The sequence below is a fragment of the Paralcaligenes sp. KSB-10 genome (assembly GCF_021266465.1).
Lineage (GTDB): Bacteria > Pseudomonadota > Gammaproteobacteria > Burkholderiales > Burkholderiaceae_B.
On the sequence record NZ_CP089848.1, the window covers coordinates 3188052 to 3201385 of the forward strand.

The following is a 13334-nucleotide window of genomic DNA, read 5'->3' on the forward strand; positions in this document are numbered from 1 at the left end:
CCCGAGGCGGTGTTCCCCTATAATACTTAGCTTGGCTTCATCCCGAGCCAGGCTTTTCTATTATTATGCCCGCCCTCACTCTAGATCACATATCAAAAACTTATCCACCCCGCTCGAGCGGCTGGAAAAAATGGTTTTCATCAACCCCTGCGGCAAAAGGCTTTCGGGCACTTGACGATGTCAGCCTAAGTGTCGAATACGGCGAATTCTTCGGCTTGCTTGGCCCCAATGGCGCCGGCAAAACCACGCTTATCTCGATTCTGGCCGGACTGGCGCGCGCCACTTCGGGCACAGCCAGCATTTGCGGCCACGACGTGGTGACCGACTATAAACAAACCCGGCGTTCGCTGGGCGTCGTGCCCCAGGAGATCGTCTACGACCCGTTCTTTACCGTGCGTGAAACCCTGCGCATACAGTCCGGCTACTTCGGCCTGCGCAACAACGACGACTGGATCGACGAAATTCTCAGCAACCTGGGTCTGACCGACAAGGCCGACTCCAATATGCGCGCGCTGTCGGGAGGCATGAAGCGCCGCGTTCTGGTGGCGCAAGCCCTGGTCCACCGTCCGCCGGTCATTATTCTGGACGAACCCACAGCGGGCGTCGATGTCGACCTGCGCCGCACGCTGTGGGAATTCATCTCGCGCCTGAACAAGGCCGGACACACCATTTTGCTGACTACGCACTATCTTGAAGAAGCCGAAGCGCTGTGCGGGCGCATCGCCATGCTCAAGCACGGGCGCGTTGTCGCGCTCGACACCACGCAGGCCCTGCTGGCACGTGTGGGCGGCACCGACCTCGAAGACGCTTTTGTGCGCATCATGCACGACGATACGCTGGGCGTGGCGGCATGAGCGTACCTGTTATCGCACCGCGCACCGATATGGGCTCAGGGTTCCCGACCCTGCTGCGCAAGGAATTATCGCGTTTCTGGAAAGTCAGCTTCCAGACGATTGCGGCGCCGGTCCTGACGGCGCTGCTGTACCTGCTTGTGTTTGCCCATGTCCTGGAAGGCCGGGTCCAGGTGTACGGCACCGTGCCCTATACCGCCTTCCTGATTCCCGGCCTCATGATGATGAGCATGCTGCAAAACGCCTTTGCCAACCCCTCGTCATCGCTGATACAAAGCCGTATTACCGGCAATCTGGTGTTCATACTGCTGCCGCCCCTGTCGCACCGCGAAATCTTCAGCGCCTACCTGATCGCATCCATTGTGCGCGGCTTGTGCGTGGGAACCTGTGTCTGGCTGGTAGCCCTGTTTTTCATACCGCTGCCCCCCGCCAATGTGCTGTGGCTGCTGGTCTTTGCAATTCTGTCCTGCGGCATCATGGCCACGCTCGGGCTGATCGCCGGATTGTGGTCCGAAAAATTCGACCAACTCGCCGCCTTCCAGAACTTCCTGATCATGCCCGCCACCTTCCTGTCGGGTGTGTTCTACTCTATACACAGCCTGCCCAGCTTCTGGCAGGCCGTATCGCGCTGGAACCCCATTTTCTATACCATAGACGGCTTTCGCTACGGTTTCTTTGCGGTCTCCGATGTCTCGCCGTGGCACAGCCTGGCGGTCGTCAGCTGCGTATTCGCCATTCTCTGCTTCTGTACCCTACGCCTGTTAGCCAGCGGCTATAAACTCCGGAATTGATCATGCTGCCCACCCCTGAACAAATACGCCAATACATTGCCGACGGCCTCGCCTGCGAACACCTTGAAGTCCAGGGCGACGGTTCGCACTTCGAAGCCCTTATCGTCAGCCCGGCCTTCGAAGGCAAGCGGCTGATCGCGCGCCATCAACTGGTTTATGCGGCGCTCGGAGAACGCATGAAAGCCGAAGTCCACGCTCTGTCGATGCGCACCCTCACCCCTGACGAATACAAGGCCAGCCTGAATGGATAAGCTGTCAATCACAGGGGGCAGGCGCCTGGAAGGCGAAGTTACCGTCTCGGGCGCCAAGAACGCCGCCTTGCCGATCCTGTGCGCCAGCCTGCTCAGTTCCGATACCATCGCGCTCAGCAATGTCCCGGCGCTCAACGACATAGGCACCACGCTGCGCCTGCTGGGCCAAATGGGCGTGCGCGCCGAGCGCGGCAACGACGGTACGGTCAGCCTGAGCGCCGCGCAGGTCAGCAGCCTCGAAGCCCCCTACGAACTCGTCAAGACCATGCGCGCCTCCATCCTGGTGCTGGGCCCGCTGGTGGCCCGCTTCGGCGAAGCCAGGGTCAGCTTGCCGGGCGGCTGCGCCATCGGCCAGCGGCCGGTCGACCAGCATATCAAGGGCCTGGCCGCGCTGGGCGCCGACATCAGGATCGAACACGGTTTCGTGATCGCCAAGGCCAAGCGCCTGAAAGGCGCGTCGATACGCACCGATATGGTGACTGTCACGGGCACCGAAAACCTGATGATGGCGGCGGTGCTGGCCGAAGGCCAGACCGTGCTGGAAAATGCGGCCCGCGAGCCCGAAATCTCCGATCTGGCCGAACTGCTGATCAAGATGGGTGCGCGCATCCAGGGGCACGGAACCGACCGCATCGTCATCGACGGGGTCGATACCCTGCACGGCGCCAGCCATCGGGTCGTGGCCGACCGCATCGAGGCCGGCACCTTTTTGTGCGCGGTGGGCGCCACCGGCGGCGAAATCATGTTGCGGCACGCCGCCCCCGACACCATGGGCGCCCTGCTCGACAAACTGCAAGAGGCGGGCCTGCAGATCGAGTGCGGCACCGACTGGATTCGTTGCGCCATGCGCCAGCGCCCCAAGGCGGTGGGAATACGCACCCGGGAATACCCAGGCTTTCCCACCGACATGCAGGCGCAATTAATGGCCCTGAACTGCATTGCGGACGGCACCGCCGTCATGGTCGAAAACATTTTCGAGAACCGCTTCATGCACGTGCAGGAACTGGGCCGCATGGGTGCCCGGATCGATATCGACGGGCACACCGCCGTCGTGACCGGCATCGATTCGCTGTCGGGCGCCACCGTCATGGCCACCGACCTGCGCGCTTCCGCCAGCCTGGTCATAGCCGGCCTGGCGGCCAAGGGCGACACGACCGTCGAACGCATTTATCACCTTGACCGCGGCTACGAGCGCATGGAACAAAAACTGTGCGCCATCGGCGCCGATATCCGGCGAGTACGCGCCCAGGAGGCGGCATGAGGCTCGCCACCGCTCCGTTGACGCTCGCCTTGTCCAAGGGGCGCATTTTCGACGAAACCATGCCGCTGCTGGCGGCGGCCAATGTTCATGTCACCGAAAACCCCGAATCGTCACGCAAGCTGATCCTGCCCACCAGCGACCCGGGGCTGCGGCTGATTATCGTGCGCGCCTCCGACGTACCCACTTATGTGCAGTATGGGGCCGCCGATTTCGGCATTGCCGGCAAGGATGTGCTGTTCGAGCACGCCGCGCTGCACCCGGGCGGGCTGTACCAGCCCATCGACCTGAATATCGCCAAATGCCGCCTGTGCGTCGCCGTACGCCAGGGTTTCGATTACGAAGCCGCCGTGCGCCAGGGCTCGCGCCTGCGGGTCGCCACCAAATATGTGCAGGCGGCGCGCGAACACTTCGCCGGCAAAGGCGTCTATATCGACCTGATCAAGCTGTACGGCTCGATGGAACTGGCGCCCCTGGTCGGCCTGGCCGATGCCATCGTCGACCTGGTATCGACCGGCGGCACGCTCAAGGCCAACCATCTGGTGGCTGTGGAAGATATCGTGCCGATTTCCTCGCGCCTTATCGTCAACCAGGCTTCGCTCAAAACCCGGTCAACCGAACTGCAACCCCTGATCGACGCCTTTGCGCGCGCCTCGCAAGCCTGAACGCATTTTTACCCTTATCCGCCGGCCACCGCACCATGTCATTGATCAACCGCCTCAGCACCCGTTCCGACGATTTCCTGGCTACCTTGCGCAAGCTGCTGGCCTTCGATGCCTCGCAAGACGAATCCATCGAACGCACCAGCGCCGACATACTCAAGGACATCCAGGCGCGCGGCGACGATGCCCTGCTTGAATATACCCGGCGCTTCGACCAGGTCGAGGCGGCCAGCGTCGCTGCCCTCGAAATTCCCCGCGGCGAGTGGCTCGCGGCCCTGGAGGCCCTGCCCGGCGAACAGCGCCAGGCCCTGGACTCGGCCGCTTCGCGGGTACGCGGCTATCACGAGCGCCAGCGCAGCGAAACCTGGACTTACACCGAGGCGGACGGCACGGTACTGGGGCAGAAAATCTCTCCGCTGGACCGCGTCGGGCTATACGTTCCGGGCGGCAAGGCGGCCTATCCGTCGTCGGTGCTCATGAATGCCATTCCGGCCAAAGTGGCCGGCGTAGCCGAAGTGATCATGGTCACGCCCACCCCCAAGGGGACGCGCAACCCCATCGTGCTGGCGGCCGCCGCCATCGCCGGAGTCGATCGCGTCTGGACCATAGGCGGCGCCCAGGCTATCGGAGCACTCGCTTACGGCACCGCATCCATTGCCGCGGTCGACAAAATCGTCGGGCCGGGCAACGCCTATGTGGCCGCGGCCAAGCGCCGGGTTTTCGGCACGGTCGGAATCGACATGATCGCCGGTCCCAGCGAAATTCTGGTCATCTGCGATGGCTCGACGCCCGCCGACTGGATTGCCATGGATCTCTTCTCGCAGGCCGAGCACGACGAGCTGGCGCAGGCCATTTTGCTCTGCCCCGACGCCGCCTATCTCGATGAGGTCGAAGCGGCCATTGCGCGCCTGCTGCCGGCCATGCCGCGCGCCGATATCATTCGGGCCAGCCTGAGCCGCCGCGGCGCGCTGATTCTGGTGCGCGACCTGAATGAAGCCTGCGCCATGGCCAACGAGATTGCTCCCGAGCATCTGGAAATCTCGACCGAAGACGCCGGAAAATGGGCTGAAAAGATCCGTCATGCCGGGGCCATTTTCATGGGGCGCTACAGCTCCGAAGCCCTGGGCGACTACTGCGCCGGGCCGAATCACGTGCTGCCCACATCCCGCACAGCGCGTTTTTCCTCGCCGCTGGGGGTGTATGATTTCCAGAAACGCTCCAGCCTGATCCAGGTTTCGCAGGCCGGCGCGCAAACGCTGGGGCGCATCGCCTCCACCCTGGCTCATGGCGAAGGCCTGCAGGCCCACGCCGCCAGCGCCCAGTACCGCATCAAACCGGATTAAGCCGGCGCCAGGCAGCCTGTACACGATTCCTTGAGCAATTACTGTTGCGGCGCTTTTATTGATACCATGCAGGAAAGCGCCGTTATCACCACAGCCCAACCGAGATAATTCAGTCCTGACCATGCGTACCGCCGACATCACCCGAAACACCAACGAAACGCGCATCCGCGTAGCCATCAATCTCGATGGCACCGGCCGCCAATCGATCAATACCGGCGTTCCTTTCCTGGATCACATGCTGGACCAAATCGCGCGCCACGGCCTGATCGATCTCGATATCCAGTGCGATGGCGATACTCACATCGACGATCACCATACGGTCGAAGACGTCGGCATCACCCTGGGGCAAGCCTTTGCCGCCGCGGTGGGCAACAAGGCGGGCCTGCGCCGCTACGGCCACTCGTACGTGCCGCTCGACGAAGCCCTGTCGCGCGTGGTGGTCGATTTCTCGGGACGCCCGGGGCTGGAATACCACATCCCGTTTACCCGCTCGCATGTGGGCCAGTTCGATGTCGATCTCACTCGTGAATTCTTCCAGGGGTTCGTCAATCACGCCCTGGTCACCCTGCACATCGATAATCTGCGCGGCACCAATTCGCATCATCAGTGCGAAACCGTCTTCAAGGCCTTCGGCCGCGCCCTGCGCATGGCGACGGAACTCGATCCGCGCAGCACAGGCGTCGTTCCGTCAACCAAAGGCGTACTCTAACCCCCGACCACCGACCGACCGTGAATACCATCGCCATTGTTGACTACGGCATGGGCAATTTTCATTCAGTTGCCCGTGCCCTGCGCGCCGCCGCCCCCGAGGCCGATATCAAAATTTGCAGCACCGCCCAGGAGCTCGACCAGGCCTCGCGGGTCGTATTCCCCGGCCAGGGAGCCATGCCCGATTGCATGCGCACCCTGAACGAATCGGGCCTGCGCGAGGCCGTCGTTCGTGCGGCCCGCAACAAGCCTCTGCTGGGGGTTTGCGTGGGCGAGCAAATGCTGTTCTCCCATAGCGAAGAAGGCAATACGCCATGCCTGGATATCTTTCCCGGCAAGGTCAGGCGGTTTGACGGCCCGCAGTATGCCGCGGCAGGCCAGGCCGCGGCCAGCCAGGAACTGTTGAAAGTGCCGCACATGGGCTGGAACCATGTCAGCCAGACACGGCCGCATGTACTATGGGACGGCATTGCCGACAATACGTTTTTTTATTTCGTGCACAGTTATTACGCCGAACCCGCCGATCACGCTCTGGCTGTCGGGGAAACCCATTACGGAGTAAGCTTTACCTGTGCGATTGCAGCAGCTAATATTTTTGCCGTACAGTTTCACCCAGAAAAAAGCGCCGACGACGGTTTGCGCCTGTATCGCAACTTCGTTACCTGGAACCCTTAGGGTTCAATCCGAGCTGTCATTTTTTTACCAACTGCTTTTACCGACTATCGATTATGCTTCTCATCCCCGCCATCGACCTCAAAGACGGGCGTTGTGTACGCCTTCGCCAAGGAGACCTTGACGACGCAACCGTCTTTTCCGACGACCCTGCCGCCATGGGCACGCAGTGGCTCAACCAGGGCGCCCGACGACTGCATCTGGTCGACCTGAACGGCGCCGTTGCCGGCAAGCCCAAAAACGAAGCCGCCATCAAGTCGATCATCCGCGCGGTGGGCGACGAAATTCCGGTGCAGATCGGCGGCGGAATCCGCGATCTCAACACCATCGAACGCTACCTCGACAGCGGTATCGCCTATGTCATCATCGGCACGGCGGCGGTCAAGGATCCCGGCTTTCTGCGCGATGCCTGCAGCGCTTTCCCCGGCAATATCATCGTTGGCCTCGACGCGCGCGACGGCAAGGTGGCCACCGACGGCTGGAGCAAGCTCACGCGCCACGACGTACTCGATCTTGCCCGCAAATTCGAAGACTACGGCTGCGAAGCCATTGTCTACACCGACATCGGCCGCGACGGCATGCTCTCGGGCGTCAACATCGAAGCCACGGTCAAACTGGCGCAGCACGTCAAAATCCCGATAATCGCCTCGGGCGGGGTCACCGACCTGAAAGACATCGAAGCGCTTTGCGCCGTCGAAAGCGAGGGCGTCGAAGGGGCCATCCTGGGCCGCAGCCTATACGAAGGCACGCTCGATTTCGATGCGGCGCAAACCCTGGCCGACGAACTCGGCGCATCATGAACGCGCCCCGGGCAGCACTCGCCGACGACTCTCTGACGCGGCGCATCATCCCCTGCCTGGACGTCACTGCCGGGCGGGTGGTCAAAGGGGTGAATTTCGTCGACCTGATCGACGCGGGCGACCCTGTCGAAATCGCGCAGCGCTATAACGAGCAGGGCGCCGACGAACTGACATTTCTCGATATCACCGCCACCAGCGACAACCGCGACCTGATCCTGCCCATTATCGAAGCCGTTGCGGCCCAGGTATTCATTCCCCTGACGGTCGGCGGAGGGGTGCGCCAGGTGGCCGATATCCAGCGCCTGCTCAATGCCGGCGCCGACAAGGTTTCGATCAACAGCGCGGCCATCAGCAACCCCGAACTCGTCAGGGCCGCCGCCGATTATCACGGCTCGCAATGCATAGTGGTGGCCATCGACGCCCGCCGCAGCTCGGCGCCGGGCGCGGCGCCGAAATGGGAAATCTTCACGCACGGGGGCCGCAAGGCCACCGGCATCGATGCCGTCGAATGGGCCCGCAAAATGGCCGATTACGGCGCCGGTGAAATCCTGCTTACCAGCATGGACCGCGACGGAACCAAGTCGGGTTTCGATCTCGAACTGACCCGGGCCGTGTCCGACGCCGTGCCGGTCCCGGTCATCGCCTCGGGCGGGGTGGGCAATCTGCAGCACCTGGCCGATGGCGTAACCACCGGCCGCGCCAGCGCCGTCCTGGCAGCCAGCATCTTCCATTACGGGCAGCACACCGTCAGGGAGGCCAAGGAATTCATGGCGGATCAAGGTATTAAGGTACGATTACCCCTATGATTCAAAATACCGACTGGCTTTCCGCCGTGACGTTCGACGCCAACGGCCTGCTTCCCGCCATCGCTCAAGATGCCACCACCGGCACCATACTGATGGTCGCCTGGATGAACGCCGAATCGCTTGCCGAAACCGCCGCCACCCGGCGCGCCGTTTACTGGTCGCGCTCGCGCGGTCGCCTGTGGCGCAAGGGTGAAGAATCGGGCAATGTGCAAATCGTGCGCGAAATCCGGCTGGACTGCGATGGCGACGTCATTTTGCTCAAAGTGGAACAACAGGGGGGCATTGCCTGTCATACTGGCAGAGAAAGCTGTTTTTTTCGACGCCTCGACGGCGATGCCGCCGACGCCGTCTGGACCACCACCGACCCGGTACTGAAAGACCCCGAGCTGATTTACAAATGACCGCACCCGATTTCGCCCACGCCGATATCCTGTCCCGCCTGGCCGACACCCTCGAATCGCGCCTGCCCAAAAACGGCGGCGATCCGGCTACCTCGTACTCGGCCAAGCTGCTGGCGCGCGGCCCCGATGCGTTCCTGAAGAAAATCGGCGAAGAAGCCACCGAACTCGTCATGGCCGCGAAAGACAACGCACCCGACCGCGTGGTGTGCGAAACCGCCGACTTGTGGTTTCACACGCTGGTGGCGCTGGCGCATTACAATCTGCGCCCCGAAGATGTGCTGCGCGAACTGGCGCGCCGCGAAGGGGTATCCGGCCTGGTCGAGAAAGCCAATCGGCCCGAGCCTCACTAAAGAGCAAACCACAATGAGCGACAACTGTCTGTTTTGTAAAATCGCCAAGGGTGAAATTCCATCCAAAAAGGCCTACGAAGACGAAGATTTGTTTGTTTTTCACGATATTCAGCCGGCGGCTCCCGTACACTTGCTACTTATCCCGAAACGCCATATTGTTTCAATGCAGGAGATTCAACCCGACGACGCGGCGTGGTTGGGTAGAATGATGACCCTGGTACCCCGGCTTGCGCTCGATCATGGCTGCCGGCCCGGACCCGAAGGCGGTTTTCGGCTGCTCGCCAATAGCGGAATCGATGGCGGGCAAGAAGTCGCCCATTTGCATTTTCATATCATCGGGGGCCCTCGCCCCTGGAATAAAAGAGTGGCACCTGCCGCATAACCGGAGAGCACCATCATGGGTAGTTTTAGTATTTGGCACTGGCTGATCGTTCTGGTCATCATTGCCCTGATTTTCGGCACCAAAAAGCTGCGCAATGTCGGCGAAGACCTGGGCAATGCGGTCAAGGGATTCAAAAAAGGCATGAACGATGCCAACGATGAAACCAAACCCGCCGAAGGCGCCATCCCGCAGCAAGTCAAGGCCGGCGAAACCATCGACGTGCAGGTAAAAGAGAAATCCGACGCCTGAGGCCGGCCAATTGTTTTTGCCGGTGTACCCCGTCTTTTTTTAAGCGATCTGCCTATCCATGTTCGACGTCAGCTTTAGTGAGCTCATTGTGATCGGCGCCGTCGCGCTCGTCGTGATCGGTCCCGAACGCCTGCCCAAAGTGGCCCGCACCGTCGGCCATCTCGTTGGCCGCGCCCAACGCTACGTCAACGACGTCAAGGGCGATATCCAGCGCGAAATGGACCTCGGCGACCTGAGCAGCCTGAAAGACCAGATGGAAGACGCGGCCCGGTCGGTAAAGACGTCGCTGGAGGAAACCAGCAAGAGCCTGCAAGCGCCTTTGCAAGAGGCTAAAGACGCCCTTGCCGACGCATCGCAATCCCTGCACGAGGCCACCCATGCGGCGGCCTCCGAGCCGGCGGTACCCGACACCCAGAAAAGCCTGCCTGGCTTCGCCGAAGCCAGCGCACTGGTCGAAGAAACCCATCCCAAACCACCTACCGGGACGCCACAGTGACACAGGACGCCCCTCAAGAAGACTCCTTCATCTCGCACCTCATCGAGCTGCGTACGCGGCTGATGCGCGCGGCCTTTGCCGTGCTGATCATTTTCGTGGTGCTGTTCATTTATCCGGGCGCCTCGAAAATCTACGACATCCTGGCCCAGCCCATGCTGGCCACGCTGCCCGAAGGCACCCGCATGATCGCCACCGGGGTGATCACGCCGTTCATGGTGCCGGTCAAGGTAACGATGCTGGCGGCGCTGATCCTGGCCCTGCCCTTCGTGTTGTACCAGGCCTGGGCGTTTGTCGCCCCGGGGCTGTACAAACACGAAAAACGCCTGGCCATGCCGCTCATCATCTCCAGCACGCTGCTGTTCCTGCTGGGCATGGCATTTTGCTATTTCGTGGTTTTTCGCACGGTCTTCCACTTCATTGCCACTTTCGCGCCGCATTCGATTACCCCGGCGCCAGATATCGAAGCCTACCTGAACTTCGTCATGACCATGTTCGTGGCCTTCGGCGTTACCTTCGAGGTGCCCATCGCGGTCATCCTGCTGGTCAAAACCGGCGTGGTCACGGTGGAAAAGCTACGCTCGATTCGCGGCTACGTCATTGTCGGGGCGTTCATCACCGCGGCCGTGGTTACACCGCCCGACGTGCTCAGCCAGTTCATGCTGGCCTTCCCCCTGTGCGTACTGTTCGAGCTGGGCGTATTCGTCGCCAGCATGCTCAAGAAACAGGAAGCCAAGGAACGCGAAGCCGAAAGCAAAGAGATCAGCACGCTCGACGAGTGAATTCGGCGGGCGCATTCGATGCGCGAATTGCGTCGGAGAAACGCCGCCTACGGCTTGGTGATGCGCGGGCGCGTGCCGACCTGAACAGTCTGCTCGATGACTCTGCCGCCACGCAAGATCGTTAATGTGACTTCGTGGCGAGGGGGCAAGGGCGCGATCTGGTTCAAAAAGCCTATGGTGTCGTACACAGGCTGATCGTTGATCTTGAGCACAATGTCGCCCACACGGATGCCGGCCCGGCCGGCCGGGCCGTTTTTAAGTACGCTGGCAATAATCACCCCATCGTCCTGCCGCAGGTTGAAGGCCCTGGCCAGATCGGGGGTGATATCCTGGGGTTCGATGCCCAGCCAGCCTCGCGTCACCGAGCCGGTGGCGATGATCTGTTCCATGATCTTGTGCGCGGCTTCAGCCGGAATGGCAAAACCGATGCCCAGCGAACCGCCGTTCTCGGAATAAATCGCGGTATTGATGCCAACCAGACGACCCGTGGTGTCGATCAGGGCACCGCCTGAATTCCCCGGGTTGATTGCCGCATCGGTCTGTATGAAATTCTCGTAAATATTGATCCCGAGACGATTGCGCCCCAAGGCCGACACGATACCCATGGTCGTGGTCTGCCCCACGCCAAACGGATTGCCGATGGCCAGCACGACGTCGCCGACCTGGACATGGCGCTCGCTGTTGAACGTAATGGCGGACAGATTGGGCAAGTCAATCTTCAGGACCGCCAGATCGCTATCGGGATCCGCCCCGACCAGCTTGGCCGCGGCCTGCCGGCCATCGCTCAAGGCCACTTGAATCGAATCGGCCGCCTCGATCACGTGATAATTCGTCAGCACATAGCCGTCGGCGCGCACAATTACGCCCGAACCCAGATTGGTCGTTTTCTTGCGCCGGCTGAACCCAGGCAAATCGCGGAAAAGCCGATTGAGCTCGGGGTCGTTGGGCAGCGGCACCACAGGCACCCGAATCTTCTTGCTGGTATAAACATTCACCACAGCGGGAGTAGCCAGGGCAACGGCCTTGGCATACGAGACCTCGCCGGCCGCCGAGACTTGCGGCGCCGCGGAGCGACCGCTTGGCGACGAGTGCAGCCAATCGGGACGCAAAGTGGCCACGATGAATAAAATACCGAGGCAGACCGTTACTGTTTGGGCGAATAGCAACCACAATCGACGCATAAGGCAAAAGGCAAAAATGAATCAGGTTTCCACGCAGGAGCTCACTCACTGGCTCGATACTACCTTGCAAGCCTGGCGCTTCAAGGACTACTGTCCGAACGGACTCCAGGTCGAAGGCAAAGGCGCAATTACCTACATTATCACCGGAGTTACGGCCTCTCAGGCGCTCATCGAGCTTGCCGTCGCGAAAAAGGCCGATGCGGTACTGGTTCATCACGGCTGGTTCTGGAAAAACGAAGACCCCTGCATCCGCGGGCCGAAACGCGCCCGGCTTGCCCTGGCCTTGCGGCACGAGCTCAATCTGTGGGCCTATCATCTGCCGCTCGATGCCCACCCTGTGTTGGGCAACAACGCGCAATTGGGGCGTGTGCTGGGTTTCGAGCCCGAGCGCGATGAATCCGGCCAGCCCCTTACCTGCGGCCCCGACGGACTGGTCTGGCTGGGCCGCCCGACCCGCGCGAAAACACTGGGCGCGCTGGGCAATGAAATTTACGAAGCTTTACAGCGCCAGCCCCTGGTTGTTGGTAATCCACAACAAAATATTGAACGCGTCGCCTGGTGCACCGGGGGAGCGCAAAGCATGATCGAAGCCGCCACCGCCGCCGGCGCACAAGCGTACGTCACAGGCGAAGCTTCGGAACAAACCTTTCACTGGGCACAAGAAACCGGCACAGGATTCATTGCAGCCGGCCATCACGCCACCGAGCGCTACGGCATACAGGCGCTTGGCCAGGCCGTGGCCGCGCAGTTCGGCATACGAGTGGAATTTATCGACCTGGACAACCCGATATAAAAACCAAGGCCACGCGAATCGGCGTGGCCTTGGTTCAAGAGAATGCTAAAGAACGTGAAGCGGGCAATTATTTTTTAAGCAGGTCGCGGATTTCCTGCAGCAGCACGATGTCTGCCGGAGTCGGCGCAGGAGCGGCCGCCTCTTCTTTCATGATCTTGGTGCGGGCTGTATTGGCCGCCTTCACCAGACAAAACACCACAAAAGCCAACAAGAAGAAATTGATCAGGATGGTCAGGAAGTTGCCCCATGCCAGTACGACCGCGCCAGCCTTGGTCAAATCGGCGTAGGTATGCGGGCCCGCATAATTCGCGGGCTGAGACAGTACCCAGAATAGATTGGTAAAATCAACTTTGCCGCCAAAGATGAAGCTGATGATCGGCATGATGACGTCTTTCACCAGAGAGTCGATAATCTTCCCAAAAGCCGCGCCAATGATGACACCAACGGCCAGGTCGATCATGTTTCCCTTAACGGCGAATTCTCGAAACTCCCCCAGAAAACCTTTTGCTTTGCTCATGTGTTCATCCTTTAGTAATTCACCCGACAACGGGCTAACGCTAT

The 13334-nt window shown here is 61.0% G+C and carries 19 protein-coding genes; 17 read left to right on the forward strand and 2 right to left on the reverse strand.

Annotated features, from left to right (window positions below; all coding sequences use genetic code 11):
* Nucleotides 1-65: 65 nt before the first annotated feature.
* The 16 genes from LSG25_RS14660 to tatC all read left to right on the forward strand — a co-directional run bounded on the left by LSG25_RS14660 (nt 66) and on the right by tatC (nt 10799).
* The gene (locus LSG25_RS14660; RefSeq protein WP_232741651.1) at nt 66-854 is read left to right on the forward strand and encodes an ABC transporter ATP-binding protein; all 789 of its coding nucleotides are present in this window, start codon (nt 66-68) and stop codon (nt 852-854) included.
* Entirely contained in the window at nt 851-1642 is a 792-nt protein-coding gene (locus tag LSG25_RS14665) for an ABC transporter permease (protein ID WP_232741652.1), read from the forward strand. Before LSG25_RS14660 ends, LSG25_RS14665 begins: the two co-directional genes overlap by 4 nt.
* 2 nt (nt 1643-1644) lie before the next feature.
* Nucleotides 1645-1893, forward strand: coding sequence for a BolA family protein (locus tag LSG25_RS14670; protein WP_232741653.1), 249 nt, complete (start codon nt 1645-1647; stop codon nt 1891-1893).
* Nucleotides 1886-3154, forward strand: coding sequence for a UDP-N-acetylglucosamine 1-carboxyvinyltransferase (murA, locus tag LSG25_RS14675; protein WP_232741654.1), 1269 nt, complete (start codon nt 1886-1888; stop codon nt 3152-3154). Before LSG25_RS14670 ends, murA begins: the two co-directional genes overlap by 8 nt.
* Nucleotides 3151-3816, forward strand: a complete 666-nt coding sequence (gene hisG / locus LSG25_RS14680; RefSeq protein WP_232741655.1) for an ATP phosphoribosyltransferase — start codon at nt 3151-3153, stop codon at nt 3814-3816. The genes murA and hisG overlap by 4 nt, the downstream gene beginning before the upstream one ends.
* A 35-nt stretch (nt 3817-3851) precedes the next feature.
* Complete coding sequence (gene hisD / locus LSG25_RS14685; RefSeq protein WP_232741656.1) at nt 3852-5156, forward strand: histidinol dehydrogenase; 1305 nt, start codon at nt 3852-3854, stop codon at nt 5154-5156.
* Nucleotides 5157-5277: 121 nt separating this feature from the next.
* Nucleotides 5278-5865 (forward strand): imidazoleglycerol-phosphate dehydratase HisB, encoded by a 588-nt coding sequence (gene hisB / locus LSG25_RS14690; RefSeq protein ID WP_232741657.1) that lies wholly within the window; start codon nt 5278-5280, stop codon nt 5863-5865.
* Between the two features lie 20 nt (nt 5866-5885).
* The gene (gene hisH, locus LSG25_RS14695) at nt 5886-6539 is read left to right on the forward strand and encodes an imidazole glycerol phosphate synthase subunit HisH (protein WP_232741658.1); all 654 of its coding nucleotides are present in this window, start codon (nt 5886-5888) and stop codon (nt 6537-6539) included.
* Nucleotides 6540-6592: 53 nt separating this feature from the next.
* Entirely contained in the window at nt 6593-7336 is a 744-nt protein-coding gene (gene hisA, locus LSG25_RS14700; RefSeq protein ID WP_232741659.1) for a 1-(5-phosphoribosyl)-5-[(5-phosphoribosylamino)methylideneamino]imidazole-4-carboxamide isomerase, read from the forward strand.
* Nucleotides 7333-8142, forward strand: a complete 810-nt coding sequence (gene hisF / locus LSG25_RS14705) for an imidazole glycerol phosphate synthase subunit HisF (protein ID WP_232741660.1) — start codon at nt 7333-7335, stop codon at nt 8140-8142. The genes hisA and hisF overlap by 4 nt, the downstream gene beginning before the upstream one ends.
* Nucleotides 8139-8543 carry a phosphoribosyl-AMP cyclohydrolase gene (gene hisI / locus LSG25_RS14710; RefSeq protein WP_232741661.1) on the forward strand — a complete coding sequence of 135 codons (405 nt, stop codon included), beginning with the start codon at nt 8139-8141 and terminating at the stop codon, nt 8541-8543. The genes hisF and hisI overlap by 4 nt, the downstream gene beginning before the upstream one ends.
* Complete coding sequence (locus tag LSG25_RS14715; protein WP_232741662.1) at nt 8540-8893, forward strand: phosphoribosyl-ATP diphosphatase; 354 nt, start codon at nt 8540-8542, stop codon at nt 8891-8893. Before hisI ends, LSG25_RS14715 begins: the two co-directional genes overlap by 4 nt.
* 13 nt (nt 8894-8906) lie before the next feature.
* Nucleotides 8907-9275, forward strand: a complete 369-nt coding sequence (locus LSG25_RS14720) for a histidine triad nucleotide-binding protein (RefSeq protein ID WP_232741663.1) — start codon at nt 8907-8909, stop codon at nt 9273-9275.
* Nucleotides 9276-9290: 15 nt separating this feature from the next.
* Nucleotides 9291-9524 carry a Sec-independent protein translocase subunit TatA gene (tatA, locus tag LSG25_RS14725; RefSeq protein WP_232741664.1) on the forward strand — a complete coding sequence of 78 codons (234 nt, stop codon included), beginning with the start codon at nt 9291-9293 and terminating at the stop codon, nt 9522-9524.
* A gap of 58 nt (nt 9525-9582) precedes the next feature.
* A complete protein-coding gene (tatB, locus tag LSG25_RS14730; RefSeq protein ID WP_232741665.1) occupies nt 9583-10020 on the forward strand; it encodes a Sec-independent protein translocase protein TatB in 438 nt (145 codons plus the stop codon).
* A complete protein-coding gene (tatC, locus tag LSG25_RS14735) occupies nt 10017-10799 on the forward strand; it encodes a twin-arginine translocase subunit TatC (protein ID WP_232741666.1) in 783 nt (260 codons plus the stop codon). The genes tatB and tatC overlap by 4 nt, the downstream gene beginning before the upstream one ends.
* A gap of 47 nt (nt 10800-10846) precedes the next feature.
* Here tatC and LSG25_RS14740 read toward each other — a convergent pair whose 3' ends face one another.
* The gene (locus tag LSG25_RS14740) at nt 10847-11980 is read right to left on the reverse strand and encodes a S1C family serine protease (protein WP_232741667.1); all 1134 of its coding nucleotides are present in this window, start codon (nt 11978-11980) and stop codon (nt 10847-10849) included.
* A 16-nt stretch (nt 11981-11996) separates the two neighbouring features.
* Between LSG25_RS14740 and LSG25_RS14745 the strand changes: the two genes are divergently transcribed.
* The gene (locus tag LSG25_RS14745; protein WP_232741668.1) at nt 11997-12773 is read left to right on the forward strand and encodes a Nif3-like dinuclear metal center hexameric protein; all 777 of its coding nucleotides are present in this window, start codon (nt 11997-11999) and stop codon (nt 12771-12773) included.
* 67 nt (nt 12774-12840) lie between these two features.
* Here LSG25_RS14745 and mscL read toward each other — a convergent pair whose 3' ends face one another.
* Nucleotides 12841-13290 (reverse strand): large conductance mechanosensitive channel protein MscL, encoded by a 450-nt coding sequence (gene mscL, locus LSG25_RS14750; protein ID WP_232741669.1) that lies wholly within the window; start codon nt 13288-13290, stop codon nt 12841-12843.
* Nucleotides 13291-13334 lie beyond the last annotated feature (44 nt).

Excerpts from the sequence above, each read along its gene's own strand:
- LSG25_RS14720 (WP_232741663.1), top strand. The coding sequence starts at position 8,907 with ATGAGCGACAACTGTCTGTTTTGTAAAATCGCCAAGGGTGAAATTCCA.
- tatB (WP_232741665.1), top strand. The coding sequence starts at position 9,583 with ATGTTCGACGTCAGCTTTAGTGAGCTCATTGTGATCGGCGCCGTCGCG.
- LSG25_RS14740 (WP_232741667.1), bottom strand. The coding sequence starts at position 11,980 with ATGCGTCGATTGTGGTTGCTATTCGCCCAAACAGTAACGGTCTGCCTC.
- hisB (WP_232741657.1), top strand. The coding sequence starts at position 5,278 with ATGCGTACCGCCGACATCACCCGAAACACCAACGAAACGCGCATCCGC.
- mscL (WP_232741669.1), bottom strand. The coding sequence starts at position 13,290 with ATGAGCAAAGCAAAAGGTTTTCTGGGGGAGTTTCGAGAATTCGCCGTT.
- tatA (WP_232741664.1), top strand. The coding sequence starts at position 9,291 with ATGGGTAGTTTTAGTATTTGGCACTGGCTGATCGTTCTGGTCATCATT.
- LSG25_RS14660 (WP_232741651.1), top strand. The coding sequence starts at position 66 with ATGCCCGCCCTCACTCTAGATCACATATCAAAAACTTATCCACCCCGC.
- hisD (WP_232741656.1), top strand. The coding sequence starts at position 3,852 with ATGTCATTGATCAACCGCCTCAGCACCCGTTCCGACGATTTCCTGGCT.
- LSG25_RS14665 (WP_232741652.1), top strand. The coding sequence starts at position 851 with ATGAGCGTACCTGTTATCGCACCGCGCACCGATATGGGCTCAGGGTTC.
- LSG25_RS14745 (WP_232741668.1), top strand. The coding sequence starts at position 11,997 with ATGAATCAGGTTTCCACGCAGGAGCTCACTCACTGGCTCGATACTACC.
- LSG25_RS14670 (WP_232741653.1), top strand. The coding sequence starts at position 1,645 with ATGCTGCCCACCCCTGAACAAATACGCCAATACATTGCCGACGGCCTC.
- hisF (WP_232741660.1), top strand. The coding sequence starts at position 7,333 with ATGAACGCGCCCCGGGCAGCACTCGCCGACGACTCTCTGACGCGGCGC.
- hisA (WP_232741659.1), top strand. The coding sequence starts at position 6,593 with ATGCTTCTCATCCCCGCCATCGACCTCAAAGACGGGCGTTGTGTACGC.
- LSG25_RS14715 (WP_232741662.1), top strand. The coding sequence starts at position 8,540 with ATGACCGCACCCGATTTCGCCCACGCCGATATCCTGTCCCGCCTGGCC.
- hisI (WP_232741661.1), top strand. The coding sequence starts at position 8,139 with ATGATTCAAAATACCGACTGGCTTTCCGCCGTGACGTTCGACGCCAAC.
- murA (WP_232741654.1), top strand. The coding sequence starts at position 1,886 with ATGGATAAGCTGTCAATCACAGGGGGCAGGCGCCTGGAAGGCGAAGTT.
- hisG (WP_232741655.1), top strand. The coding sequence starts at position 3,151 with ATGAGGCTCGCCACCGCTCCGTTGACGCTCGCCTTGTCCAAGGGGCGC.